Genomic DNA, 26,798 nt, shown 5'->3' on the forward strand with positions numbered 1-26,798 from the left:
CGCAAGCAGGGGCCTTTTGCATTTCTGGACCTGTTGTTTGAGCCTGTCACCATAGTTGAAAATCACATTCCTGCCTGTATACTGACTGCTGACACAACGTGTCGTCTTTGTTCGAATCGAACGTTTGGGAGGTACAATAGTGAATCACCGTACCGCACGAAAACTTGTCGGCCTTCTCGTGGCCGTTGCCTTGTATAGTACTGTCATCGTTGCGCCTGTGCGCGCAGGGACAGTCTCGAATATCACGATCAACTCATCCAATACTGCGGCTGGAGCCGCGAACGTTCAGTACACGTTCAGTTTCACTCTCCCGGGTGGTCTCGCAGCCAACCAGGAAGTGGCTCTGACGTTTGCCTCTGGCTTCGACGTCAGTCACGTAACGCAGAGCGCCGTTACCTATGCTTATATTGATGGCGGGAGTGTCGACAGCTTCAGGATCGACGGGCAGAAAGTGATTATTAGCCCTTCAGTCGGATTCGCCCCGGGTGGACCGGTCATCATCACGGTTGGTCTGATCACCAACCCCGCGATTCCGAGTGTTTACTCGCTGTCAGTGTCGAGCCCTCTCGATAGTGGTTCTGCGTCGGTCACGATCGGTGCGGGGAATGGCTCGGGTGGACAGACCGGCACGGGTGGGGTCACGGGCGTGTCAGTCATCATCGACACATCCAATGCCGGCAAAGCGCTGAGCGGCACGGTAAGCTTTCAGACAGGATCGGACGGTACGCTTATCGGACCGACCGACTACGTTGACGTGCAGTTTCCCGCGGGAACGACGGTACCAGCAGCGATCCCCGCGAATTCCATCCTGCTGAACCTTGCCTCTGTCACAAGTATCCAGGTGTCGGGAACGCGTCTTCGGCTGGGGGTCCCCGAGTCCCGATTCATAGCCGGCGGTGCACCGTGCACCATCATCATCCCCCAGTCTGCCGGTATCCTGCAGCCTGAACTGCCGGGCACCTACGTTGTTCAGGTGGCGACCAGCAAGCAGTCCAACTACTCGTCGTCCAACGGTTACCTCGTCGTTGGCACGGCCATCCTCAATCCGTCGATAGTGGTAAGTCCCGCTCGCCAGGGCATGGCGGCGCAGTACCAGCTGACCTTCACGTCGTCTACGTCAGGTGTTCTCAGCGCGGGCACGGGACGCATCACCGTCGAGTTCCCTTCCGGAACGACGATCCCCTCGTCATTGCCTGCCAACAGCATCCGCGTCAACGACGTAGCCGCCCTGGGTGTGCAGGCTGTCGGGGCAAACAAGGTCGCCGTCACCGTGCCCACGGCCATCACAGGCGGGTCGACTATTCGTGTCACCTTTGGCATCGAACTGGGCATTCGAAACCCGTCAGTCGTCGGGACGTATCAGCTGGGCATCAACACGTCCGGCGATGCAACACCCGTCGCCGTCTCGTACAGCGTCAGTTCTTCTGAAATCGGCTCCGTGAGTACCCAGGTCAGCAACGGGTCAGCGGGGCAGGTGGCCGCCTACAGCATATCGTTGACGACAGGCCCGGGCGGTGCCTTGGCCGCAGGCATCGACCGCATCAATGTGGAGTTCCCCGCCGGGACGACGATTCCGGCCTCACTCGCGACTTCATCAGTCACTGTGAACGGGTCCCCGTCCATGCTGGTCACCACGGCGGGTATGATCCTGAGCGCCACGGTTCCTGCTTCGATCGGAGCGAACACGTCCGTCAGCCTTGTCGTCGCCGAGACGGCGGGCGTCATGAACCCAGTCACGGGTGGCACGTACACCCTTCGGGTCAGTACGAGTCGAGAGACGATTGCCGTGACCAGCACAGGATACACTGTCTCATCCTTGCCCCTCGTGCGGGCTATTGTGGCCCCCTCGGCGCCAGACGGTCAGCACGGCTACTACCGCACCAAGCCCAGCATCACGCTCACTGCGCAGAGTGCCGCTGACGCGCAGCCAGTCATCTCATATCACTTCGACAGCAACCCTGACAGCGTGTACGGCGGGCAGCCGCTCGTAGCACTGGAGGGGACACATACGCTCAGCTTCTACGCGACGGACCGCTTTGGCAATCGTTCCGAGATAGGCACGCTGGTTGTCGCGGTCGATTCGATTGCGCCGATCATCTCTCTGACTTCACCCAAGGATGGAGAGACGTTGAACAGCACGTCTCTTGTCGTGCAGGGGACTGCAGATGTGGGGAGCACGGTCCAGGTCAACGGCCAGAACGCCACCGTCGATGCGACAGGTGCGTTCTTAGCTCCTGTGACCATTCAGGGGACGTCGGCAACGGTGGTCGTTGATGCGACTGACATTGCGGGCAACATCGCACACAAGACGGTGTCGGTCAGTGTCGACAGGAAGCCGCCGGCTCTGACTGTATCCCAGCCGGTCAACTTCCAGAAGATCCAGCGCTTGCCGATTGTCGTTGCAGGCAAGACTGAGGTCGGCGCCAACCTGACAGTTCAGGGTGCCGTGGCGACAGTGCTGGCGGACGGATCGTTCGAGTATTCGATCGCCAGTGCCACTGATGGCCCGCTGACGATCACGGTCGTGGCGAGCGATGCGGCCGGGAACACGACGACGCGCGCGGTTGCCGTGAGCGTCCTGAGCACCAAGCTGATCCAGATGCAGGTGGGCGCCAAGTCCGCGCTAGTCAACGGGCAGGCCGTCTCCCTTCAGAGCGCGCCTGTCATCAGGAATGGGGCAACGCTGGTGCCCCTGCGCTTCGTCGCTGAGACATTTGGCATTACTCCCATATGGGATGGCGTATTCCAGATTGTCGACCTGCCCCTTGGCACGCGCACGGTCCGCCTGCAGGTGGGCCAGCGGTTTGCGGCGGTCGATGGAAAGCGGGTGAGTCTGGATGTCGCCCCGGTCATCCTGAATGGAGTTACGATGGTCCCCCTGCGGTTTATCGCTGACACGCTGGGAGCCGACACACAGTGGGAAGCCGCCACGCGAACGATCATTATCGTCTATCCGAGGGCATCGTAGTGTGAGATGCGCTGACAAGGAGTCCCGATGAACAGACCCTACTGGTTGCGCCAAATGGTATGTATAGTGCTGATTGCCGCGTTTGTGCTTGCCGGTACGGCGTCTGCCCGAGCAGTGAGTGTCCTGTGCTCGGTGACCCCTGCGCCCGCTACCGCGAGCACCCCAGCCGCATACACCCTGCGCGTCTCGACCAACCCATATGATCGCGTCGATCAGCTGCGCATCAAGTTCCCCTTCGATACCGAGTTTACGGCGGGGAGTTTCGCCCCACCGATGGTCGTCGTCAACGGTGTCCAGAGCCGTGGAGGTCAGATTCAGAAGGTTGCCACGACCAACTGGATTCAGATGGACATTCTGTTGTCGGAACGCCTGTCTGCGGGTACTCCGCTGACCATCGTCATCGCTCGCGAAGCCGGCATCCTGAACCCACTGTCACCGCGCTCGTGTTACCGGCTCATCGTCAGTTTCTTCCGCGACGGCAGCGAGATCAACTGGGTCGAATCCGACCTCTATGCGATTACGCCCTCGGCGATCTCGAATGTCAATGCTGCGATTGACCCGGCGGTGGCAGGGGCAGCGGCTGACGTCCAGGTGAGCTTCCAGACGGGCTCCAACGGACGGCTGAAGACGGGTCAGGACAGCGTCAATATTGCTTTTCCTTCGGGCTTCAGCATTCCGCAAGCGCTCAACTTGGGTGGCGTGACGCTGAACGGCGTGTCGTGTGAGGGCGGAGTGTTCCGCGACAATACCAGCACAAACACCGTCTTGGTATATGTGCCGGTCGACATTCCGGCGGGGTCGCTCGTTGTCGTTCGCATCCCCGCCAAGGTTGGCTTCAAGAGCCCGGCCGTCGCGGGCCCCGTCATCCTGACTGTCCACACAACTACCGAGGTCACTCCTGTCGATGCTCCTGCTGTGCAGATACGCGGACGTGAGGTGAGCGGGCTGACGGTTCAGTTGACGGTCCCGGTCGCCGGTTCGCGGACGGGCTTGGAGCTGCACTTTGGACTATCGGCCGTTGGTCGCCTGACACAGGGCCAGCTCGTTCACGTCCGCCTGCCGATCGGCTATGCAGCTCCAGTCTTGTCAGGCATGGCGTCTGCGACAGTCAACGGAACGGCTACCTCAGCGATCACTACGGCGGGAGTCATTGATGCCGTCGTGCCAACATACCTGCCGGATAGGGCCGCCGTGGATCTGGTGTTCCCCGTCGACTTCGGAATTGTGAACCCAGTGGTGCCGACAGGGTATGCCTGGACGGTCTGGACCGACAGTGACACGGCGCCGATAGTGTCCATGGCACTAGTACAGGCACCGTCTGCATCTGGGGCCGCTTTTGCGTCATCGACGCGTGCCATTGGGCGTGATGCTGCGTGGACGGTCACATTTACTCCCAGTTCGCCGTCGACATTCCCGAGTGCGGGAGAGGTTGTCACGATCACGTTCGACGAGGCCATTCTCGTACCTGCGCAACTGGGAGCCGGCAGCGTGATGATCAACGATGTGCCAGCTGGTGCGGCAGCTCAGGGGACGGCCGTTGTGGTGACTATGCCGGCGGGGGTTGCTTCTACCGGGATCGTCACGGTCAAGATGAGCGAGCAGGCAGGTATCCGAACGCCGGCAGTGCCGATATCCGCGAGCGCTCGCGTTGCGACGACCCGTGACAGCACTCCAGCTTCTACGAATGAACTTGCGTTCAAGGCAATGCCTGTCGTCACGATGATCGTGACGCCGGATGTGCCGAACGGGCTCAGCGGACGGTATATTGTTAACAAGCCTGTTGTCCAGTTGGTCAGCGACAACGCGTCCATCTTCTACCGCATCGATGATACAAGCTACCTGCGTTACGAGTCAGGCATACAGGTAAGCATTCCTGAGGGCTCACACACTCTTGCAGCCTATGCCGTGGCATCCGACGGCACTGAGGGCGAACCGGTGATGCGGTCCTTTGTGGTCGACCTGACACGGCCGACGATGAGCCTCGACGGCTACACGGGCGACATCCTGGTCCGGTCCCCTCAGGTAACGCTCACGGGTACCGTCTCTGAGCCAGTCGAGCTCGTGCAGGTCAACGGCGTTCCAGCATCGGTCGCCCAGGACAACAGGTTCAGCGTCACCGTTTCTGTGGGTGACGGCCAGGCGCTTGTGTGCTACACCCGCGACCTTGCCGGCAACGTCACCAACTTCGTTCGCACGGTGCGCCTCGACAGCGTCCCGCCCGTCATCACGAAGGCCGGGCCATCCATGACCTCGTCGACAGTGCATGCTGAGCAGTATGAGGTACGCGTGACCGTCAACGAGGCATCCACGGTCACCGTCAATGGACAGCCGATGACACAGGCGAGCCCCGAGTACGTTGCCACCATTGCGCTGCAGAAGGGTGTCAACGAGGTGACAGTGCGGGCAGTCGACGCTGCAGGTAACGAGGGCCTGCTGTCTTGGAGCATTACATGGACCGACACGCTGACGATTAGCCTGACGGCGAACACAACGACAGCTATGGTGGGCAACGAACAGCGCTCGCTGGATGCTCCGCCCATTATCGTGAACGGTGTCACATTCGTCCCCTTGCGGTTCATCGGCGAGGCTCTGGGCGCCGAAGTGACATGGAGTCCAGCTCTCCAGGTCGTCTTCCTTGTCAAAAGCAGCTCTCGGGTCCAGCTGAGCGTGGGATCCAAGCTCGCCATCATCGACGGGAGGATCACACAGCTGCTGGAGGCGCCACGCATCCAGAACGGACGCACCATGGTCCCCCTGCGGTTCATCAGCGAAGCATTTGGAGCCGACGTCACCTGGGACCAGGCAACGAAGGCAGTCACCGTGTCCCTTGCGGACGCAACATAGAAAGGATGGAAGAGATGAAACGGACGATCGGTTGCTCACGGTTCAAACGGCTCATTGGCGTTCTGATTGCGTGTGCGTTGTTGACTGGATATAGTGCCCCAGAGGCACGTGCAGCCATCAGCACTGTCGAAGTGCAAGTTGTGCCCAACGTGGCCAAGGTGTCCGCGCGCTACACGGTCTCGTTTGTTACTGGTGTAGGGCTTGCTGCTGGTGATGCGGTATTGTTGCAGTTCCCGCAGGGGACGACGCTTCCGTGTTCCCCTTGTAACCCGCTCGTATACGCTGACGAAGTGACAGTCAACGATCTCCACCCAAAGCAGCCGGCCTTTGGCAATCCGAGCGCTGGCACGTTGAAGGTGTTCGTGCCTGAGGCCATCGCTGCCGGCGGTGCGGTGCGTATCGTTATCAGCACACTGGTACCGCGCGTGGGCAACCCGGACATCGGGACCTATCGCATTCGTGTGTCCACTGACCACGAGCCCTCGGTAGAATCGGCACCGTACACCATTGGCACCAGCCAGATCATGGCACCCACGGTTCACCTGGAGTCCACCATCGCAAACGTTGGATCGGGCTACAGTATCACTTTTGTCACTGGCGTGACTGGACAGCTTGTCCAGGGCAGCAGCGTGATTACAATAACCTACGCAGCAGGCGGGTTTCCCGCGGCGCCCGTCAACGGCGCGGTCACGGTGAACGGCCTGGCTTCGGAGCGCATCCTGACCAACCCGGTCAAGCACACGATGGAGATCTTGTCGCCACTTACCGTAGATACGCGGTCTGCGGTGACGATTGCCATCGGAGCAGGCTACGGACTGACAAACCCTGTCAAGGCGGGCAACTACGTGCTGTACGTGCACACGTCGGCCGAGCCGGGAGACGTCGCTTCCGAGCCGTTTCAGATCAAGGATTTGCCCATGGTTTCCACGACCATCTACGTGGGTCCTGGCACACCTGACGGGCAGAACGGATGGTACGTCAGTGAGCCCATGGTGACGCTGGCCGCCGCCTCAAACGTCGAGGGACGGCTTGAACTGCACTACGGCATCGACAGCGAACCGACGACACTCTACACAGTTCCGTTCCAGATTCCATCTGGCGTGCATACGCTGAAGTACCGCGCCCGCAACGTGGATGCCGACATCGACGAGGAATCGGTCAAGACCGCTGAGTTCCGTGTGGCCACGACAGGCCCTGTCCTCACCATCGATGGCACCGAGCAGCGCCTCGTCACTTCCTCCTCCTTCACGCTGACGGGATCGGTCGCGCCGTCTCCGGCGCCTGTTACGACCGTGGATATACTGGGCAGGGAGACACATATCATTGCGGGGGGGACCTTCTCTGAGCCGTTGACCCTCTTCGAGGGGGCTAATGAACTACGTGTCACGGCGACAGACGAGAGCGGCCGCACGACCTCTGCCACGGTGAGTGTGACAGTCGACACCGTACCGCCGAGGATGACGGTTTCTGCGCCGGTCAACTGGCAGGAGATCCATGCCGAGAAGGTCATGGTGCGCGGGAACGTCGAGTCCGGGGCGGTGCTTCAGGTCAACGGCACGACCGTGCCAAATGCCATGCCTGACGGATCGTTTGCGCACGAAGTCGCGCTGACAATCGGTACGAACACGATCAGCGTGACAGCCCAGGATGCGGCAGGGAATGTCCGCAAGGTGGCTGTTCTGGTGACCCGCGTTCCGGCGAACGAATCAACGATCGTCCTGACGATCGGTAACAAGTACATGACCATCAATGGTACCAAACGGGAGATTGACCCGGGGCGCAGCACGGTGCCGGTCATTCAGAATGGCCGCACGCTCGTTCCGATCGCTGCCATCATCGAGGCATTGGGCGGCAAGGTGACCTGGGCAGCCTCAGCGCGGACTGCGACCGTTACGCTGGGCGATACCGAGCTTGTACTCGCCATCGGTGGACCGACTGCATATGTGAACGGCAAGTCCACGCCCATCGACACGGATACCAAGGTGACGCCAGTCATCGTCAACGACCGTACTATGCTTCCATTCCGCTTTGTCGCGGAGCAGTTGGGAGGCACCGTGCAGTGGAACGCGGCCACGAGGACGGTCGTCCTGCACTTCAACGTATCCTAGCCGAACACGTTGATGGAATTCCTGCAACAGCTGTACATGACGGACGGCGGTCGTATCGGTATTGCCGCCGCCGTTCTTATTGCGTTTGGCGTCGGCATGGCAGGCCTGGCTACTGCTGCCGGCAACCGGCGTCTGCTGAGGCGCATCTTTGGGGAGGCACAGGGACAGCAGTTTCACGAACGCCTCGCCGCAATCCTGCGGACCTTCGAGGACCATACGGCGATGGAGCGCGAGCTGCGGGAGTCCCTGACTAGCTTGGAGCAAACGAGCCACAGCTTCTTCGACACCGTGGACATTGAGCATTATGACGCGTTTCAGGGACAGGCGGGCAAGTTCAGCTTTTCGCTGCTCATGCTCAATCGCAATGAATCAGGAATCATCCTGACGTCACTCACTAATACCCAGGGCAGCAAGGTGTACGTGAAGCGGATCGAGAACGGGAAGAATGATACGGCGCTGAGTCGCGAAGAGCAGGATTTGCTGAGTAGACACGCACGGGCTTGACATGGGGTTGCATTTTGTACCACGTTCCTATACTGTGTACTTATGTGCGTCACCCGTGGGCAAACTTTACCCGCTGGGGCGCAATTCTGGGGAAGTGAGGCGATAGATGGCGAAAAAGGCATCAGTCGAGAACAAGAGCAAGCGCACCGGCTACTCAGTCGTTATCGTTCCACTGTACGAAGGATGTGCGCGTCAGTTCAAGATCTCCCGCTTCGCCATCTACAGTGTCATCACCGCATTCGTCCTCTTTGTCTCAAGCTTCGTCTATGTGTTCGTGCAGAACACGCGCCTCAAGAACACCGTCGCCCAGTACAACGGCATGGGCCTGGACCAGGTGATTCGCCTGCAGGCGACTCAACTTGATGCCGCCAACGAGGCCATCAGCAAGAGCAACACGGAACTGGATGCACTCAAGACGTATGTCGTATATCTGGGTACCCTTGATGCCAAGGTCCGCAAGACACTTGGCTTCGCCGCGAATAACGTCTCTCTGGCGTCCATCCTCAAATCGACGGCCACGCCGACTCTTTCTGTCAGCCGTGGCCTGGCCGCAGGCGCGACACAGCTGTCGACGTCGACTGCTGTCGTGCAACAAGAAGCCGAAGCTCGTGAGAAGAACCTTATCGTCCTGCAGGACGCGGCCTCCAAGTACAACAGCTTACTTGCGCAGACTCCTTCCATCTGGCCGCTCTACGGTCTTATTACGTCAGAGTATGGCTGGCGCTCCAACCCGTTCGGTGGCAGCAGCGGCGAATACCATGACGGTGTCGACATTGCAGCTCCGTATGGCACAGCGATCCGCGCGACGGCTGACGGCAAGGTGGAGCAGTCCGGGTGGAACGGGAGCTACGGCATTTCGGTGACGCTGTACCATCGGGACGGCATCGAGACTCTGTACGGCCACATGAGCCGCACAGCCGTGTCCGCAGGCCAGACCGTCAAGAAGGGCCAGGTCATCGGCTTTGAGGGGTCGACTGGTCGCGCTACTGGTGCGCATTGCCATTATGAAGTCATGATCAACGGTGACGCGGTCAACCCGATGACATATCTCAACTAGGTGCGGAGGAGACAGACATGGCATTTGGTCCATCCAAGACTTCCACAGAGAGCAAGACGGCATCTGTGTTTGCCCACGACCTCGCAGTGAAGGGTGACGTCGAGAATCAGGGGGATCTGCGTATCGAGGGTCAGCTGCATGGCAATGTTGCCGGCCATGGGACGATCACGATCGCCGAACAGGGCGAGGTCCATGGCAATGTCGAAGGGCGTCAGGTCGTCGTGATGGGACGTGTTGAAGGGAACGTCAAGGGCACGGAGAAGGTTGAGGTCCTGGAGAAGTCGACCGTCAAGGGTGACGTCACGAGTGCGCGCATCTCCGTCGAGGAGGGTGCATCAGTGTCCGGCAAGTTTGACACGACTCCCCGAGAGGCCGCGCCTGTAGGCGAGATGAAACTGCCCAAGGGATAGACTGCGCATTCTGAGAGGGTGACCACACCGGCGCTTTATTGATGGCGCCGGTTTGCCATATCGATATGGGGTCAGCTGGTAATTGCCCACTTGGTGGTACATGCTCCGAGTCGACTGTTTGCCGATGTCTTTCCTTCTTTGTCGTTCCTGCGAAGGCGGGAACCCATCGCTTCACGCAAAGCTGGATTATCGCATGTGCGGGAATGACAAACCAGAGGCGACACACCATGATCCTCTTGCACCGGATTTTCCCGTGCTATACTTTGAATCGCGAGGTGGTCTGGCTCGAGTGACGGTGACCTGAGAGGAGTCTGCTGGAGGGAGAGGATGGGCGAAGGCAAACTGGCCGAGTTTCCAGCTCGTACGATTCTCGAAGTGCTGTTCACCAAGGATCCGAGCGCACTTCTGTCTGTCACGACGAAGGCTGCCCGGTACGACGTTGTCGTTGGCCACAGTGGTATTCGCTACGCGAGCCGGGGGCAGCTGAGCGGCGAGACCGCCGTATTCCTGCTGCTGATGGAGATCGAGGGCACATTCGCGCTGGGCCCCGCCACCTCGGACTATGCATCCAACTGCGTTTTCCAGAGTCTGAGCGACGTCGATGCCAGGTTCGCAGCGTGGAAGAAACGCTTGACCGGTTCCGATCTCCGATTCCTGGATCCCGGACGCCTATATTGGTGGCGCAGCAAGCTCAGCAAGGACGTGCAGCAGCTGGCCGCGCCGGAATATGAGATTGCGCAACTGACCAGAGACCGCGCGCAGACGATCGATTCGCTGGCGTCAGTCCTGGGACAGGATGTGCTTGACGTCGCCAAGACGCTGAGCCGGATGACGCGTCAGGAGTCCTTTGAGATCGTGCCGTTCGTCCGCCCGCCACGTCAGGGGACGTACCGATGTGTCGTGGCCTCACGCGACGCACTGTTGGCCAATGCTTTCTGGCAGAAGGTTTGTGGCGGGGAGATGCCGCTGCAGTGGGACAGCCGTGAGCTGCTCTACCGGCGGACTGTCTCCCATCCTGCGTACGACCTGTCGACGGTGTTCATCATGCAGGTGCTGGACGACACGATGAAAGACATGGTCCGGCTTGCTGAGGTTCTCTTCTTCCTCCTGTCGGATCTGCCCTCCGATGAGGAGAAGTATCTTGCGGAATTGCATGCTCTCAACCCGACGATGTCCATGTTCTTCTGGGGTTCCAGGCGACGGAGATGGGTGCGTCGCGTGTCGCAGTCCGTCCACTTCACGACCCCAATGGAGCGCGAGTTCGTCCTGCAGTCTCTAGACGTGTTTCTATAGGTGGAGACATTAGTTCGTTTGGGGAGGTACGTGAAATGAGCGGAGGATACTGGAATCGCGCCCTTGTTGTCGATCTGGAAGAGGGAACGTCATGTGACGAGGTGCTTGACGCGAGCGTGTCGAATGAGTACCATGACCTCAGGGACTTGGGGGATCGTCTGGGCATTCCGACGATCGAAACGGCGAGACGGTTGAGAATCGACCAGTTGAGCACCGGGGGTTCGGCGCCTGAGGGGTGAGACTTGTGTTGAGACAACGGAAGCGTGGACATAGATTAAATATGCGCAAGGCTCTGGCACTCGTGGCCTGTTTCGTCATCGGCTATCTCATCTGGAGTACGGTCGCCGCGCTCGTCTATCTGGGCAAGGCGGACAGGGAGACGACACGCACGTTTGCCGAACTGCAACGGGTCAGCGCGCAGACGCTCGAACAGCAGAAGGCCATGGAGTATCATGCGACGAAAGCCTACATCGAGAAGGTCGCGCGCGAGGACATGCTCATGAGCGACAAGGGTGACACTGTCATCCTCTTCCCTATGAGCCGCACAGTCCTAGAGCCGGTTCCTCCTGCGCCCACACTTCTCCCTCGCGTGCTGAGTCAACTCATTACATGGGTCAAGGGATGGTTCTAGGGTTGCATTTTGGCTTGGGCACTGTATGCTGTTTTATTGGAGCCTGCCACGTCGGCAGAGCTATCCCCCACAGAGGTGAGTGATTACTTTAATGGCTGAAGAGCACCGCATCAAGCTGACCGAAGGCATCGTCATCAAAATCGTTCCGTTCGGAGCGTTTGTCAAGACAGACACCAATGAAGTAGGTCTGGTCCATATCTCAGAAATCAGCGACACCTATGTCAAGGACGTCAACCAGTTCCTCAAGGAAGGGGACAAGGTCATCGTTCGCGTCATTGGCCGCAACAAGGACGGGAAACTGAACCTCTCCATCAAGGCTGCAAAGGCTGCCGGTGGTGCCGAGGCAACGCCTGCCGCTCCCGCCACGGAAGGCAGTCCCCCCATCCAGGTTTCTGGGCCAGGTGCGCCGCCTGCCCGTCCCTCGTACAGCGCGCGCCCGTTCCGCGAAAAGCCCCTGCTGAGCCCCTTCGACATGATGATGAAGCGGTATCTGCAGGACTCACAGGAGTGGCAGGTCGACAAAAAGAAGCGGACAGAGCGCAAGCGCGGATAGCGTCTCGCTTTTCCTGACTTGACAGAGGCTGTCGCCTCTGCTACTATGTTCCAGTTTTCCAGCGCCCTGTGGCGGCGTAGCTCAGTTGGTTAGAGCATTCGGCTCATACCCGGAGTGTCGAGGGTTCGAATCCCCCCGCCGCCACCACTGTAACACTCTCGGGACGGTTCCATAACTGTAACACTCTCGGGACGGTTCCAAACTTCGACTTCCCTGCCGTGACCCCTCTGGGGAAGACGAACTCTTGCAAGTACTGTCTAGTAGTCAGGTTCGATTCTTCCCAGAACGATCCCAAGTCTCCCAGGATTTCGAAACCTCGCTTGAGAACCTCAGGTGTATCGAGAGCTGAATCTGCCACCAGAGCAAGCTGGCATTTGAGGACTTCTTCCTCCGCTGAAGCCTTCTCAAGCCATTCTTTCACCATCGCGTCTGGAATTACGTGATGGATGCTCTTCTGGATGATTGTTTCATTCTCCTGCTTCAAAAACACGATCCTGCTTTTCACCCTGTTTCTCTCGTCTCTAACCCATTTCCGGTGCAGCTTGGACTGGACTCGGTAGAAGACGTCGTCAGAGACGATCGGATCGAAATCACCTCGTACGGCTCGTGCGAACGACACGACGTAGTCGACATAGACCTTGTTCATCAGCATCGACCGGAAGGTGTTGCGGCTCAGTTCGTGCCCGGTACGACACGTAAGGCCCTCACTCCTGATCTGCTGGAGTGCTTTGGTGACCGTGAGCCCGGCGTCGATCAACCCAAACGATCTCTGAATCAGCGAAACAGTACGTGACTCGTCCAATTCAAGGCTCCGAATGCCCTTCACTCTGCCATTCACATATCGCAGGGAAGCTAGCCAGATGTAGCGACCCGCTTCCACGGTCGCAATCATGCCCTCCGTGCAGTTGTCGATGCGCTTCTCGTTGTCGCATTGAGCTTCGGTGGCAACCAGGTGTCGAGAGATATCCTTGTCCTGGAGCCGAACTAGTACGCACGCAAACGGGGGCACCTGCATGGCAAGAATTCCCATCCTCTACTCCGTTACTCCGGCGCATGCGGGAATCCAGTTCTGTCTGACCCCGGGTTGCCGCGTTTGAGGGACGACGGAACCGTGTGCGTTCCGCACCACATTGCATTCTCCCAGCCGGTCAGACGGCATGGAACGGAGGAATCACCCGGCGAGATTCGTTGGTGTGCCGTCGTGCGGTACTATGGGACATCACCAAGCCCCGATCAGGTAGTCGGGGTCGTTGTTCGTCCGGTTGAGTTCCTGCTTCCCGATGATGTAGACTCCCTGCGAGGGTGACAGGACAACGCCGGTGACGTGAGCGGACCAGGAAACGCTGAGAGTTTGTCCTGTACGGTGCAGACAGTATCCTCACGGATGCGACCAAAGGCACGGACTATGTCATCAGATCATGCGACAGATGCTACATGAGGATGCTTCTGCAGTTAGCGTCGATTAGTCTGAAAATGTTGCCAACCCCAGCTCGCACGACGAGACAGCAGCCCCGGGATTCTCAGAGACGTTCCCGATGTGACTCATGTTGTAGCCTGCATGGGAACGAGCGGTACGCTCATCGGGCTGGCACATTTCATGCGCCAAAAGGCACCGCAAGTGCAGGTCGCGGGTGTCGAACCAATCTGAAACGTTGATCAGAATGGGATGCGTAGTGAAGTGGGGGAGGAAAGCAATGGAACGGGAGGGGGTTCTGTTTCTTGGGGTGCATCGTTCTTCTGCCGAACGATGCCCAATACTCCAGAGTGAAGAATGTTATTCCGATTGTTTCAACAGTTCTCCCGATTCTGACCATTCTGGGTGCAATCCCCTCACCTATTCTTTGCATGTGCCTGAACGTTGGAACTTACAGCGAAGTCTCTCCATAGTAAGAATAGACTATGAACAACTGCCGTGAACAATATCGGGGATCTTTGTCTAATGGGTAGGAGGTGATGAAAATGCATTCGCTGTGGCGCTATCTAGACTCATCGGGCAGAGGCAGCTCGGACACATCCGAGAGACGGCCCGCTCTAGCGGCTCCTCCGGGGCACGGTCTGTGTGCCAATCGGTCGTATTCCACAACCTTCATCCAACCAATCTCGAAAGGAGATCAAACAATGAAGAAATTCCTATCTTTGTTTGTAGCCCTTGCCATGGTGCTTAGCCTGTTCGCAGGCGTCGGCACCCGTACGGCGAAGGCAGCTGCAACCCTGACGGCCACACCCTCCGGTGCGACGTTCACGGGTGGCGCAGATATTGTCACTGGTGTTCACGGTCTCGCTACAGTAACTCTTCTCTCACCTCTCACGGTGACCATCGACACACCTGCCGTGGAAACCTTTTCTGGGATGAACGTAAGTATCCAGACACGTACGGCTGCGGCACTCGCGGCGACAACTGATACTGGATTCGCGGGTACAGATGGCTCGACAGCAGTTGTGATCGTTAGCAGCACTGCCAACGTGTTCGTTGGCGATGTCATTAGGACAGACGCCGCCACCAACGGGTTGTTTACAGTCGCCAGTATTATCGATGCGACAACGATGAGTATTGCCATTACTCATCATGCTGTTGGCACAATTACTGGAATCTTTCTGGATGCGACTGAGCCTAATTACGCGGCTACCACTGCTGATCCTAACTTCAAGGCTACAGGCAGCCAGACCGTCACGTTGAGCTCTCCCACTGGAAATCTTCATGTGGGCGATCAGGTGAAGGTTACGATGGTTAATACACCCGCCGTCTCGGCTACCGCTTCTGTTGCCATTGGAGGCACCGTCACTGCTGGCAATGTAGTCACGGTTACCGTCGGGGCAACAGCATACCCCTATACGGCTCTCAGCACGTCTACGACAGCTACCATTGCCTCCGCGCTTGCGGCTTTGATTAACGGCACTACCTATGGCGCGACAGCGACTGGCTCTGTGACCACTATCACAGTGACAACGCCTGGCGTTGCCGGCAATGCGACCACTCTTGCTGCGACCGTCGCAGAGGGTGTCACTACTGCCCTGACGATTCATACGCTTGGTGGACTGACTTCACCAGCCTATGTTGAAAACAGCAAGACTATTCAGCTGGTCGCAGTCGATCGGACTGGTGCGGTTGTCAGTCCTGTATGGACGTTTAGCGGCTCGTCAGTCACGGGCGTTGCTGGTGGACTGGTGACAGCGCATGCCGCCGCCACAGGTCCCTCTGTGGTCGCTGCCACACTTAGTGGTATCAGTGCTCAGTTTGTGGTGAATGTCATTCCTGCAGGGACAATCACCAGCCTTGCGGTTACTCCAGCCACTGCCAACCTGGCCGTGTCTTCTTCTGGAATGCAGCAGTTCAGTGCTATTGCTGTGAGTGCAGCGTACAGTGCGTTGGATTATACAACGCAGGTAACCTGGTTAGACGACCTTGGTGTTGCTAGTGTTTCTAACGCTGCACCTACGCAGGGTCTTCTGACATACTCATCGGCTGAATCTGGCCACGTTTATGCTCTTTTTATCCCTAGTGGTTTCTTTGGCATGGCCACCGTCACCATCGGTACGGCAGGCTCTGTTTCCCCCACCACCGGAGCTGTCACGAGTGTGACGTCGACCGGTGCGACACTGCATGGTACGACTGGCACTTCCGCTCCTACAGCTAGCTTCTTCCAGTATGGGACGACGTCTGTCGGCCCCTGGACTCTAGCTACAGCGGATCCAGCTGTCGCCACTGCCAATACTGCATTTACTGCTACACTCACCGGCCTTACGGCTGGTCAGCTTTACTACTTCAGGGCAGCGAACACGGTTGCAGGCGTGGACACTTTTGGCAGCGTCCTGACCTTCACGACAACGGCAGGCTCTGTTTCCCCGACCACCGGAGCTGTCACGAGTGTGACATCGACTGGTGCGACACTGAATGGTACGACTGGCACTCCCGCTCCTACGGAGAGTTTCTTCCAGTATGGAACGACGTCTGTCGGCCCCTGGACCAAAGTTACAGCAAGTCCAGCTGTTATCACTGCCAATACTGCATTCACTGCTACACTCACCGGCCTTACGGCTGGTCAGCCTTACTACGTCAGGGCAGCGAACACGGTTGCAGGCGTGGACACTTTTGGCAGCGTCCTGACCTTCACGACAACGGCAGCTGCAGCTGCGGTCAAGATAGTCATCGTCCTGACCATTCGTATCAACATTGTGACCGTTGACGGCAAGGCTACCTCTATTGATGCTGCTCCTGAAATCGTCAACGGCAGCACCTTCGTTCCGATTCGCTTCATCGCTGAGACCTTTGGCTCTACGGTTGAGTGGCTCCCTGAGAGCCGGGGCATCACCCTTGGCCACCCCACCATTGGCCTTCAGATCGGCAAGGCAACCGTAGTCATCAATGGCAACACCATCGCTCTGGAGGCTGCTCCGTACATCAAGAACAGTCGCACGATGGTTCCTCTCCGCGTCATCTCCGAGTCATTCGGCGGCGATGTGGTCTGGGATGCTACTGTCGGCACCATCACCATCTCCTACATGCTCCCGTAGTCTCGCGACTACTCAGACTGTAGAAGCCAATCAGTAACGAAGGCCCCCGGGAGACTGGGGGCCTTTTGCATTTCCGTGCCAATGCCTTCTGTACGCCATCGGCCTTTTGCGCTTTGCCGCCAACACCGTCGGCAACATCGAGTGCATGGAATCTGCTGCCGGAACACTCACTCACCGATTTGTGGCCGGGCACCAGGAGCAAGGGCTAGCTCAGCCGTTATTGGAGACTGTTACACTAATGGAACCGTCCCGAAGTGTAACAGTGTTACAGTTTGGAACCGTCCCGAGAATGTTACACCCCGGCGTCATCGTCATCGACACCGGGGTGGTTGTCGTACTACTTGCGGTCGGCCGCGAGCTTTTCGAGAGGTTCGACCCAGCGGGTGCGCATGAAGTCGAAACCCTTCTGCCAGAAAGTTTTGTCGCGCGGGTCAATGCCTGCGAGACCGAGGATCTCGGCGGGAGTCATGGCGCTGCCTGTCTCAAGGATGCGGTAGTAGACGGGCTTGAACTTCTCGCCCTCCTCCAGGTATTTCTGGTACAGCGACAGGACGACGAGTTGCGCGAAGTTGTAGGCGTAGACGTAGAAGGGCCACAAGAACATGTGCTGGACAATCGCCCATTCCATGTCGTAGTGTGCGGGGATGGTGACGGAATCACCAAACATGTTGACCAGCTCCTCGTGATAGATGGAGCGGAGCTCATCGGTGGACAGCTGATGGTCGGCGATGAGGCTGTGGGTACGGGTCTCGAAGCGGTGGAACATGTTTTGACGGAATGTCGTGGCAAAGGCCGACTCCAGCTTGGAGCAGTAGAGCGCGATCTTTTCCTCAGGGTCCTTCATGCGGCCCAGCAGGTAGTCGGTGACAAGCATTTCCCCAAAGACAGAGGCCACTTCGGCGAGGGGCAGGATGGCGTCGCGGTTGACCGCAGTCTGCTTGGCGGACAGGATACCGTGCATGCCGTGTCCCAGTTCGTGCGCCATCGTCTCCACGTCGCGGCTGGTCCCGGTGAAGTTGAGCATGACCCACGGATGTGCGCCGGGGAGATTGAAGGTGCAGAAGGCTCCACCCGTCTTGTTGGGCAGGGTGCGGCCGTCGATCCAGTTCTTGTCGAAGAACTGCTGGATGATGTCGTGCGCGCGCTGATCGAACTTGGCGTACGCGTCCAGGACGATGGTTTTGGAGTCGTTCCACGTGTATCTGTGGGGCTTGGCGCAGATGGGAGCATAGATGTCCGCCAGCGACAGCTTCTTGCTGTTCAGCAGGCGCGCCTTGAGGGTGTAGTAGCGCTCGACGATGTCAGTGTTGTCCCTGGTGACGTCGGACAGCGTGTTGACGATCTCCGCGTCCAGTTCGTTCTCCAGGTTTCGCATGCCCATCGGTTCGTCGACGTGGCGCAGCTCGCATTCGATCTGGTGGTCCTTGAGCAAGGTGTCGAAGACGTTGGTAATGACGAGGGTGTTCTCGGCGTACTTGCCAAAGTACTGTTTCATGGCACGTGCGCGCAGACGCGAGTCGGTGCTTTCCCGCAGCGAGCGTATCTGCGCACCGTTCATGACCTTGCGCTCGCCCTTGACGGTGACTGTGAACTTGAACGAACTCGTGAGCTCCTGGTAGATACGCTGTATGGCTAGCTTGCCCGTCAGGTCACGCTTGCTGAGCAGCATCTCTTCTTTCTCACTGAGGAGATGTTCTCTCTGCTTGCGCAGGAACAGCAGGTAGTGGCGGTAGTTGTCCAGTGCCTTGTCGGCGACCAGGCGCGTAAAGAGGGCCTCGTCCATCTGACCCAGTTCGATGGGGAAGAAGACGAGTGTGTTGGAGATGTCACTGCCCAGTTCCTGCATTTTCATCACCAGGCTCTTGGCGCCCTCGTCCAGGTTGTCTGTCGTGAGCATGAGCTCTGCATACTCACCGAGGCGGCCGGTCGCGGAGCTGATGCGTTCTTCTTCGACCATGAACTTCCTGAGCTCGGCGGGGGAAATCTTGCCGGCTGCAACCCTGCCGCGGTACTCTGCAGCGAGAGCGGCGGCGTCCCGTCGCACCGCTTTCATGTCGCGTGCGATGCGCGGATCGTCAAGGCTTGCATACAGGGCGCTCAGATCCCATATGACATTTTCTGACCCCAGTTTTGCTGCTTTCATCGATTCCTCCTCAAGAGCATGGTTGTTCGGACACCTTATGATACCACACAACACCGGGGTCTCAACTGCGGCAATCGGTCATCCCTCCGAGCCCTTTTGTCCAAGGCCCCCGAGCACTTTACTCCCATGCGAGGGGTGCTTCTGAGGGGCGCTTCTCCGCGCGCCCCCTCGAGAGTGTTACAGATTTGGAACCGTCCCGAGAGTGTTACACTCCCCCGCGGATGGGGGTACCAGATCAACCTGACTCGACGCATGTACCACTGGTTACCAATTTACCAGTTGACCCCGTATCGGTGGCGGTGGGGCACAACGCGGCTATACTGGTACAACGCACGCAGACTGGGCGCAGGCCTCAACCAAAGGAAGTGTTGACTGTGGAAAAGGAAGCTGAAACAATCGCAAGGGTCGCCCTGAGGCGGCCCGAGAATACCCCGCGTCAGGCTGCATTCTGGAAAGTGTCGGGCTCATTCCTCTCGAAGCTGCTGGGGTTTGTACGGGACGTCCTTATGGCGAAGATCTTTGGCGCCACGTACATCGTGGACGTTGCCCAGCTCGTCGAGAGTGTCCTCCTGAACATCGTCAGCTTCGTCACGTCTCCTATCTCGATTCCACTCGTCCCCGAGCTGACGCGCGCTCGATTGGAGAGTGAACGCGACTACCGTGGTCTCCTGAGCTCCGTGTTCGGCCTGTTTTCGATTGTCGGCCTGGTCCTCTTCACGGCAGTCGCCGTCTTCCCGCGCACATTCGTGACGCTGTTCAGTGGCGGGTTCAAGGGTGCCGCCCTCGCGTACGCCGAATACACGTACCGGTGGATGGCCGCTCTGTCCGTGATTATTGTCATTTCGGCGACCATCAAGACGGCACTGGCCGTCAAGAAGGACTTCATCCTTCTGTCGTTCAGCGACCTCCTCATGAACCTCGTCGTCATCAGTGGACTGTTGTTTGGGGCACGCCAGATGGAACTGCCCATCCTCAAGACCGGAGCGCAGCTTGTATCGGCACTTGCGCTGTGGGTGTACTTTGCGATTCGCGAGAAGTGGTTCATCTTGCCGCGGTACGGTCACTGGGACCCCCGGGTGAAGTCGCTGCTCAAACAAGCTGGCCCTCTGTTCATCGGCTCGGCGACGGACATGCTGCTGATACTGATCGACCGGACCATGGCTTCTTTCCTCCCGGAAGGGTCGATAGCTTCACTGGCGTATGCTCAGAAAATCTTCGGGCTGCCACTTGGCGTCTGGGCGGTCCAGATCTCGGAGTCGTCCTATCCCTACATCGTCTCCGCGTTTGCCACGAGCGACATCGGGAAAGGGTATCGACTGGCTCGTGGCGCCATCCAGCGTATCCTGTTCTTCATCGTGCCCGCGGCGGCCGGCCTGCTGCTGCTTGCTCCGTCCATTGTCCGCATCATCTACCAGCGGGGAGCCTTCACCGAGGCCAACACGACTCTGGTGGCGCGTGTCCTTCAGGGGTACATGGGTTTGCTGCTGTTCAGCTCGGTCCAGTACATCGAGACCAGGCTCTTCTACGCAAGGCGCAATACCATGACTCCCATGTTCGTCTGTGTCGCCGGTCTGGGGATGAACGTCGCCCTCAACTACCTGTTTGGCTTCGTGTTCCATCTTGGCGCCTTCGGGCTTGCGATCGCCTCGTCTGTCGCCGCCTTCGTGAGCATGACGCTCATGTACCTTGTGTACCGGCGCATGTACGGGGCAGTCGACTATGTCCTGATTTTCCGGGACGTCCTGAAGATCGGCGGAGGCACACTGGTCATGGCTGTGGTCATTGTCGGCCTGCAGGCCCGGGTCCACATCCTGCCACTCATCGCGGTGGGGTTCGCTTCGTACATGATCGCCACGGCGCTGCTTCGGGAAGACGAGGCCATGGGATACCTGAGGATTGGCCGCAGGCTTCTGTCTCGAGTCTCCAGAAAGAGCTGATGTGTTTGTCATGAACACCGTATGGATGCACATGCCAGCCCCTGTGGCAGGCACGCAGGGGTCGCGTTCCTGCCGAGACGCCTGCAGGTCGGCGTGCTGACTGCCATTGTGGCGGCCTTTGTGAGTTATGTTTTTTCGCTACACTACTAAGTGATAGCGAAGCGGTCGGCTACCGCAATCTGATCCTGCGGGCGCTTCAGAGACTGACGCACTCTCGTCAGAGGAACGGCGGAGAGGGAGAGGGAGGTTGAAATGGCACGAAGACCACGAGCTGCTGAACCAGAGGTGATCGACGAGCCCAGGGAGAACGAGGATGCCCGTCACTGTGCTTCGTTGAACGCGTACGGCAGTTACCTCTACGGCCAGGGCAGATGGGAAGAAGCACGTGCTGTCTTCGTCAAAGCCTCGAAGATCCTGCCCGACGACGACGTGACGCGCAAGAACCTTGCGGTTGCCTCGAGTGCATGTGGCTTGAACGATGAGGCCATCGAGATCTTTGCCGATCTGACTGCGAAGCTCCCGAACGACGCATCCCTCCACAACAGTTACGGCTTGGTGCTGCACCATGCCGGTCGCCTCGAGCAGGCCGGGATCGAGTTTGCCCAGGCAGCCGAGCTTGCCCCAGCTGAGTACATGTACTGGCACCACAAGGGGACGAATGCTCTTGCCCAGAACAAGACGTCTGCCGCGATCGCGGCGCTGGCCCGTGCCATCGCTCTCCCAGGTGCCGCCCCTGTCTGCTACTACAATTTGGCCATGGCTCTGGGTGCGGCTGGCGAGACGGAACGTGCCACGATGTTCTTGCAGAAGGCGATTGCGCTGCGACCGGATGATCCTGGACTCCTTGTGCGCTCAGTGAGCATCATGAACGGCTGGGGGAGACGTGTCACGGCCACCGAATGCTTGCGGGCGTTCGCCCGTTCGGGCAGGCGAAGTCACGACGTCGAGGTGCTGCTCAGCGAACTGCTTGCTGACAGCTGATCAGGCTCATGCTCCAGGACGACATCTGGTCATACTGCAGCTCCCTTGAGCTGCTGGTTCCCGGTACCCGGGTGGTCGTCGCCGTTTCGGGCGGGTCGGACTCGGTCGCGCTGCTACGCCTCCTCTGCTCACTTCGGGAAAACTGTCATCTGGACGTGGTCTGCGCCCATTTCAACCATCAACTCCGCGGTGCCGAAAGTGATGCGGACGAGGCGTTTGTTCGGGAACTGGCAGGTTCACTGGACGTGTCCTGCGAAACAGGATCCGACGATGTGGGCGCGTACGCCTCTGGTCACCATCTCAGCCGCGAAGAAGCAGCCCGGGAACTGCGGCTTCGCTTTCTTCGCATGACGGCGCTCAAGACAGGAGCTGCGTGCATCGCAACGGCTCACACGCGGGATGATCAGGCGGAGACGGTCCTGTTCCGACTTCTCAAGGGGACAGGTTTGCGGGGGATGTCCGGCATGGCGCCGCGGACGGGGATGTTCATCCATCCGCTGCTCGCAGTATCAAAGGAACAGCTTCAGGGCTGGCTGCGGGCGCAGGGTTTCGTCTGGCGGGAGGATCTGTCCAATACGAACGAACGGTACGAGAGGAACTTCATCCGTACGAGCGTGTTCCCGCTGATCGAGAGTCGGTTTCCTGCCGCGAAGACGGCCATCGCGCGAACGGCGAACATGGCACGTGCCGCATGTGAGTTGTTCGAGCGGCAGACCGAGCAGGTGACTGACAACATCGAGATCCTGGAAGCGGGCGATGGAAGGCATCCCGGAGCGTTGCGCCTTGCCAAAGGGGCACTTGCGAGTCTGCCTGACCCCCTGCTGCAATATGCACTTGAGGAGATTTTCGTCACGTCGGGCGTCGGTCCCAGCTTTGAGCGGTTGACGCGGAGTACCCAGGCCATACGGAACGGCAGGACGGGCATCCGCGTCACGCTGGATGACCGCGTGACCCTCGAGGTGGGCTACCAGCACGTCTATGTCTATGGCGCCGCGTTCACCGGCCGTGTCCAGGACCCTCAGGAGACAGCAAAGTTTCCTGCAACAGTCGACTGGTTCCGGAGACGCCTGACCTTCGAGGAGAAGACGCCTGCGGACGTTCCGTCAGACCTCCGGGGCGTCGGGCCGAAGGAAGCGTGGTTCGACTTGGACGCCTTGCGGTTGCCGCTGACGATACGCCACGCACGGCCTGGTGACCGCATGACGACGTTTGGGGGGCATCAACACAAGCTGCAGGACCTGTATGTCGACGCAAAGGTAGACCGGGTGCTCCGGGCGCGGAGGCCGGTGGTGTGCGATGTAGATGGCATCATCTGGGTGCCCGCTCTCGCTCGCAGCGCCGCAGGTGTGGTCACAGCAGAGTCGCACCGCTTCCTGCGCATTGTATACTATGGTTCACAGTGCTAAGTTGTCTCACAGTGGGAGCGGGGTAAAATACATGGACATGAGAGATGAAATACTCGAGATTCTGGTCTCGACCGAAGAAATCCAGAAACGCACAACCGAGCTGGGACAGCAGATAGGACATGATTACGACGGTAGGAACCCGCTGATGATCTGCATTCTGCGGGGCGCCGTCGTGTTCCTTTCGGACCTGATTCGCTCGGTGCCGATTCACGTGATGGTGGACTTCATGGGTGTGAGCAGCTATGGCGGCACCAACTTGGATAGCACGGGCGTCATCAAGATCACGCGTGACGTCGACGCCAACGTGGCGCACCGCGACATCATCATCGTCGAGGATATCGTCGACACAGGCCTTACGATGAAGGCTCTGGTCGATCTCATGAAGACGAGGGGCCCCGGCAGTATCGAGATCTGCACGTTCCTCTCCAAACCGCAGCGTCGCAAGGTGGACGTGGACATCAAGTATTGCGGGTTTGAGATTCCCAATAAGTTCGTCATCGGTTACGGGCTGGATTACGACGAGAACTACCGGAACCTGCCATTCGTCGGCGTTCTGAAACCCGAGGTCTACGAGAAGAGAAAAGAGGAGAAAGGATAAGTGGCCAACCAGAAGAAGAACGGAGGCTCGAACCCGAATCTGCTGAAAGAGCTCATCGGATGGGCGCTTCTCTTTGCCATACTATGGGGTGCCTATCAGCTGTTCTTCAGCCAGCCTGCGGCCCAGCCGGCGCAACTTACATATACCGATTTCGTGACCAAGGTTCAGGCTGGAGAGGTCAAGGATGTCAAGTTCGCGATTGCTGACGTCATCCAGACCGGTACGGGAACACTGAAGGACGGCACGAAATTCACGACCATCGCTCCCCTGTATGACGCCAGCCTGTATCCGCTGCTGATCGCAAAGGGGGTGGAGGGGGATTTCAACAAGGTTCAGACGAGCATCTGGCTGACGCTGCTGGAAAGTGTCTTGCCTTACGTGCTTCTGATCGGACTCTGGCTCTTCATGATGCAGCGCATGCAGGGTGGCCAGAACAACCAGGTGTTCGGGTTCGGCAAGAGCAAGGCCAAGCTGTTCATGGACAACCGCCCGCGTGTGACGTTCAAGGATGTTGCGGGTCTGGACGAGGCCAAGGAAGAGACGGGCGAACTGATCGACTACCTCAAGAACCCCAAGAAGTTCTCGACGATGGGTGCCAAGATCCCCAAAGGCGCGTTGCTGGTCGGACCTCCCGGTTGTGGAAAGACACTGCTTGCGCGTGCAATCTCGGGCGAGGCCAAGGTGCCGTTCTTCAACGTGTCGGGTTCAGAGTTCGTCGAGATGTTCGTCGGCGTCGGCGCGAGCCGCGTCAGGGACCTGTTCGCACAAGCGAAGCAATACGCTCCATGCATCGTGTTCATCGATGAAATCGATGCCGTGGGGCGCCATCGCGGCGCAGGCATCGGCGGCGGCAACGACGAACGTGAGCAGACCTTGAACCAGCTGCTCGTCGAGATGGACGGCTTTGACGCGAACAAGGGTATTATCATCCTTGCGGCGACGAACCGGCCTGACGTTCTGGACCCGGCTCTGCTGCGTCCGGGCCGCTTCGATCGACGCGTTGTCGTCGACCTGCCGGATGCCAAGGGACGGGAGGAGATCCTCAAGGTGCACGCTTCGGACAAGCCGTTTGCGGCTGACGTCCTTTTTGTCACGATCGCCAAGGAGACTGCCGGTTTCACAGGAGCGGACCTGGAGAACCTGCTGAACGAGAGCGCACTGCTTGCCGTTCGCCGGGGCAGGACAGATATCACGATGGAAGAAGTCGAGGAAGCCATTGACAAGGTCATCGCTGGACCACAGAAGAAGTCCAGAGTCATCAGCGACGACGAGCGCCGGCGTATCGCCTACCATGAATCCGGACATGCCGTTGTCGGCAAGGCTCTGGCCGCACGTGAAGAAGTCCACCGCATCAGTATCGTGTCACGCGGTATGGCCCTCGGGTTCACGTTGCAGCTCCCCACAGAAGACCGGTATATGCGCACGAGCGAGGAGCTCCTCAGGGAAGTTGCCGGCCTGCTTGGCGGAAGTGCTTCCGAGAAACTCTTCCTGGGAAGCATCTCGACCGGACCTTCGAATGATCTCGAGCGGGCCACGGACGTCGTCCACCGCATGATCCGTGCGTATGGCATGAGTGAGAAACTCGGTCCCCTTACCTACGGCAAGACCAGTGACCTGGTGTTCCTCGGGAAGGAACTCAGTGAGGAGCGCAACTACAGTGAGGAGACCGCCCAGACCATTGACGCTGAGGCCAGGCGCCTGGTCGAAGAGCAGTACCGCCGCGCGACCGAAGTCCTGGAGATGAACCGTGTCGTGTTGGAGAATCTGGTGACCGTGCTGCTGGACAAGGAGACGTTGCAGGGGCCGGAACTCGAAGAGGCTCTCAGGGGCGTCATCGACCTGACGGCGAGCACTGTCCACATTCAGGCACCCGCTTCGCAGTCTGGTTCGTCGGTGAGCACGCAGCCTGCCTGATAGTCCGGACAAAGAGATATCGAGAAAAGCCCCCAGCCGTCAGGCTGGGGGCTTTTGAATGTCATGGACGCCAGTAATGTTCTCAGGCGCGATTGGCAGTGCCGAACAGTTCGATCTTGCCACGCACGCCGTCCGCGATGGCCTGTACCTGTGGTTTTGCAAGGTCCCGGAACCCAATGGCGTCCGGGTTCTGCTCGAACATCGCCTTGACGGCGAGGGCGGCCTTTTTCTGCAGGAAGGTCGCAATATTGATCTTGGTGATGCCCAGCCGGATGACCTGCCTGACATCCTCATCCACTGCGCCGGAGGCGCCGTGCATGACAAGCGGAACGGTCGGCATGGCTTCGTGCAGCTTGCGGCAGAGTGCGATGTCGAGATGGGCCGCCTGGATGGCCATGGCGTGGACTGTTCCAATGGACACGGCCAGAGCGTCGACGTGCGTGTCGCCAACAAAGCGAACCGCCTCGTCGACCGTGGTGTAGTGCATATCCTCGGCCTCGGTGCTCGCGCCATCCTCGGACTTGCCAACCTTGCCAATCTCCGCTTCGACAGCCACGCCTACCTGGTGGGCGGCTTCGACGACCTGACGCGTGATGGCGACGTTTTCGGCGTATGGCAGCGAGGAACCGTCAAACATGACGGAGCTGAACCCGGCACGCAATCCTTCGACGCAGCGCAGGAAGCTCTTGCCGTGATCGAGGTGCACGACGACGGGAATGGCATACTTGGCAGCGTAGTGACGGGCGATCATGCACAGTTCTTCGAGCCCCGCAAAATCAGAGCTACCCTGCGAGATCTGGAGGATGACGGGCGCCTTCATCTCATACGAGGTTTCGACAACAGCCTTGGCATATTCCAGGTTGTGGATGTTGAACGCACCAACCGCGTAGTGGTTCCTGAGTGCGTCCTGTGTGACTTCTTTCAACGTTACCAGCATTG

General features: G+C 58.8%; 19 protein-coding genes and 1 tRNA gene. 17 read left to right on the forward strand and 3 right to left on the reverse strand.

Going from position 1 to position 26,798, the window contains the following annotated elements:
* Positions 1 to 139 precede the first annotated feature (139 nt).
* From SMC7_RS00100 to SMC7_RS00150, 11 genes are all read left to right on the forward strand, one after another.
* Positions 140 to 2,968, forward strand: a complete 2,829-nt coding sequence (locus SMC7_RS00100) for a stalk domain-containing protein (protein ID WP_119088357.1) — start codon at positions 140 to 142, stop codon at positions 2,966 to 2,968.
* A 27-nt stretch (positions 2,969 to 2,995) separates the two neighbouring features.
* Positions 2,996 to 5,812 (forward strand): stalk domain-containing protein, encoded by a 2,817-nt coding sequence (locus SMC7_RS00105; protein ID WP_119088358.1) that lies wholly within the window; start codon positions 2,996 to 2,998, stop codon positions 5,810 to 5,812.
* A 14-nt stretch (positions 5,813 to 5,826) separates the two neighbouring features.
* Complete coding sequence (locus tag SMC7_RS00110; RefSeq protein ID WP_165845010.1) at positions 5,827 to 7,920, forward strand: stalk domain-containing protein; 2,094 nt, start codon at positions 5,827 to 5,829, stop codon at positions 7,918 to 7,920.
* A 12-nt stretch (positions 7,921 to 7,932) separates the two neighbouring features.
* Positions 7,933 to 8,424, forward strand: a complete 492-nt coding sequence (locus SMC7_RS00115; RefSeq protein ID WP_119088360.1) for a DUF4446 family protein — start codon at positions 7,933 to 7,935, stop codon at positions 8,422 to 8,424.
* A gap of 106 nt (positions 8,425 to 8,530) precedes the next feature.
* Positions 8,531 to 9,481, forward strand: a complete 951-nt coding sequence (locus SMC7_RS00120; RefSeq protein WP_119088361.1) for a M23 family metallopeptidase — start codon at positions 8,531 to 8,533, stop codon at positions 9,479 to 9,481.
* 17 nt (positions 9,482 to 9,498) lie between these two features.
* Positions 9,499 to 9,891, forward strand: a complete 393-nt coding sequence (locus SMC7_RS00125) for a bactofilin family protein (protein WP_119088362.1) — start codon at positions 9,499 to 9,501, stop codon at positions 9,889 to 9,891.
* A 327-nt stretch (positions 9,892 to 10,218) separates the two neighbouring features.
* Positions 10,219 to 11,184: a hypothetical protein gene (locus tag SMC7_RS00130; protein WP_119088363.1), complete on the forward strand. Its 966-nt coding sequence runs from the start codon at positions 10,219 to 10,221 to the stop codon at positions 11,182 to 11,184.
* A gap of 35 nt (positions 11,185 to 11,219) precedes the next feature.
* Positions 11,220 to 11,423, forward strand: a complete 204-nt coding sequence (locus SMC7_RS00135) for a hypothetical protein (protein WP_119088364.1) — start codon at positions 11,220 to 11,222, stop codon at positions 11,421 to 11,423.
* 41 nt (positions 11,424 to 11,464) lie between these two features.
* Complete coding sequence (locus SMC7_RS00140) at positions 11,465 to 11,815, forward strand: FtsB family cell division protein (protein ID WP_119088365.1); 351 nt, start codon at positions 11,465 to 11,467, stop codon at positions 11,813 to 11,815.
* Between the two features lie 91 nt (positions 11,816 to 11,906).
* Positions 11,907 to 12,368, forward strand: a complete 462-nt coding sequence (locus SMC7_RS00145; protein WP_119088366.1) for a S1 RNA-binding domain-containing protein — start codon at positions 11,907 to 11,909, stop codon at positions 12,366 to 12,368.
* 70 nt (positions 12,369 to 12,438) lie between these two features.
* Positions 12,439 to 12,515: transfer RNA gene (locus tag SMC7_RS00150), tRNA-Met, on the forward strand.
* Here the strand turns inward: SMC7_RS00150 and SMC7_RS07570 are convergent.
* The gene (locus SMC7_RS07570; RefSeq protein WP_119088418.1) at positions 12,472 to 13,398 is read right to left on the reverse strand and encodes a recombinase family protein; all 927 of its coding nucleotides are present in this window, start codon (positions 13,396 to 13,398) and stop codon (positions 12,472 to 12,474) included. The genes SMC7_RS00150 and SMC7_RS07570 overlap by 44 nt on opposite strands.
* A 1,088-nt stretch (positions 13,399 to 14,486) precedes the next feature.
* Here SMC7_RS07570 and SMC7_RS00165 point away from each other — a divergent pair.
* A complete protein-coding gene (locus SMC7_RS00165; RefSeq protein WP_165845011.1) occupies positions 14,487 to 16,880 on the forward strand; it encodes a copper amine oxidase N-terminal domain-containing protein in 2,394 nt (797 codons plus the stop codon).
* Between the two features lie 337 nt (positions 16,881 to 17,217).
* On the opposite strand, the gene SMC7_RS00170 is transcribed toward SMC7_RS00165, so the two are convergent.
* Positions 17,218 to 19,023: a M3 family oligoendopeptidase gene (locus SMC7_RS00170; protein WP_119088369.1), complete on the reverse strand. Its 1,806-nt coding sequence runs from the start codon at positions 19,021 to 19,023 to the stop codon at positions 17,218 to 17,220.
* A gap of 374 nt (positions 19,024 to 19,397) precedes the next feature.
* Here SMC7_RS00170 and murJ point away from each other — a divergent pair, with 374 nt between their 5' ends.
* From murJ to ftsH, 5 genes are all read left to right on the forward strand, one after another.
* On the forward strand, positions 19,398 to 20,960 hold the full coding sequence (gene murJ / locus SMC7_RS00175; RefSeq protein WP_165845012.1) for a murein biosynthesis integral membrane protein MurJ: 1,563 nt from the start codon (positions 19,398 to 19,400) through the stop codon (positions 20,958 to 20,960).
* 252 nt (positions 20,961 to 21,212) lie between these two features.
* The gene (locus tag SMC7_RS00180) at positions 21,213 to 21,941 is read left to right on the forward strand and encodes a tetratricopeptide repeat protein (RefSeq protein ID WP_119088371.1); all 729 of its coding nucleotides are present in this window, start codon (positions 21,213 to 21,215) and stop codon (positions 21,939 to 21,941) included.
* A gap of 8 nt (positions 21,942 to 21,949) precedes the next feature.
* Positions 21,950 to 23,347 carry a tRNA lysidine(34) synthetase TilS gene (gene tilS / locus SMC7_RS00185; protein ID WP_119088372.1) on the forward strand — a complete coding sequence of 466 codons (1,398 nt, stop codon included), beginning with the start codon at positions 21,950 to 21,952 and terminating at the stop codon, positions 23,345 to 23,347.
* 31 nt (positions 23,348 to 23,378) lie between these two features.
* Positions 23,379 to 23,945, forward strand: a complete 567-nt coding sequence (hpt, locus tag SMC7_RS00190) for a hypoxanthine phosphoribosyltransferase (protein ID WP_119088373.1) — start codon at positions 23,379 to 23,381, stop codon at positions 23,943 to 23,945.
* The gene (gene ftsH, locus SMC7_RS00195) at positions 23,946 to 25,859 is read left to right on the forward strand and encodes an ATP-dependent zinc metalloprotease FtsH (RefSeq protein ID WP_207798656.1); all 1,914 of its coding nucleotides are present in this window, start codon (positions 23,946 to 23,948) and stop codon (positions 25,857 to 25,859) included.
* A gap of 82 nt (positions 25,860 to 25,941) precedes the next feature.
* Here the strand turns inward: ftsH and SMC7_RS00200 are convergent, their stop codons facing one another.
* Entirely contained in the window at positions 25,942 to 26,796 is an 855-nt protein-coding gene (locus SMC7_RS00200; protein ID WP_119088374.1) for a class II fructose-bisphosphate aldolase, read from the reverse strand.
* Positions 26,797 to 26,798: the final 2 nt, after the last annotated feature.

The sequence above is a fragment of the Candidatus Cryosericum terrychapinii genome (genome assembly GCF_003570925.1).
Classification (GTDB): Bacteria; Caldisericota; Caldisericia; order Cryosericales; family Cryosericaceae; genus Cryosericum; species Cryosericum terrychapinii.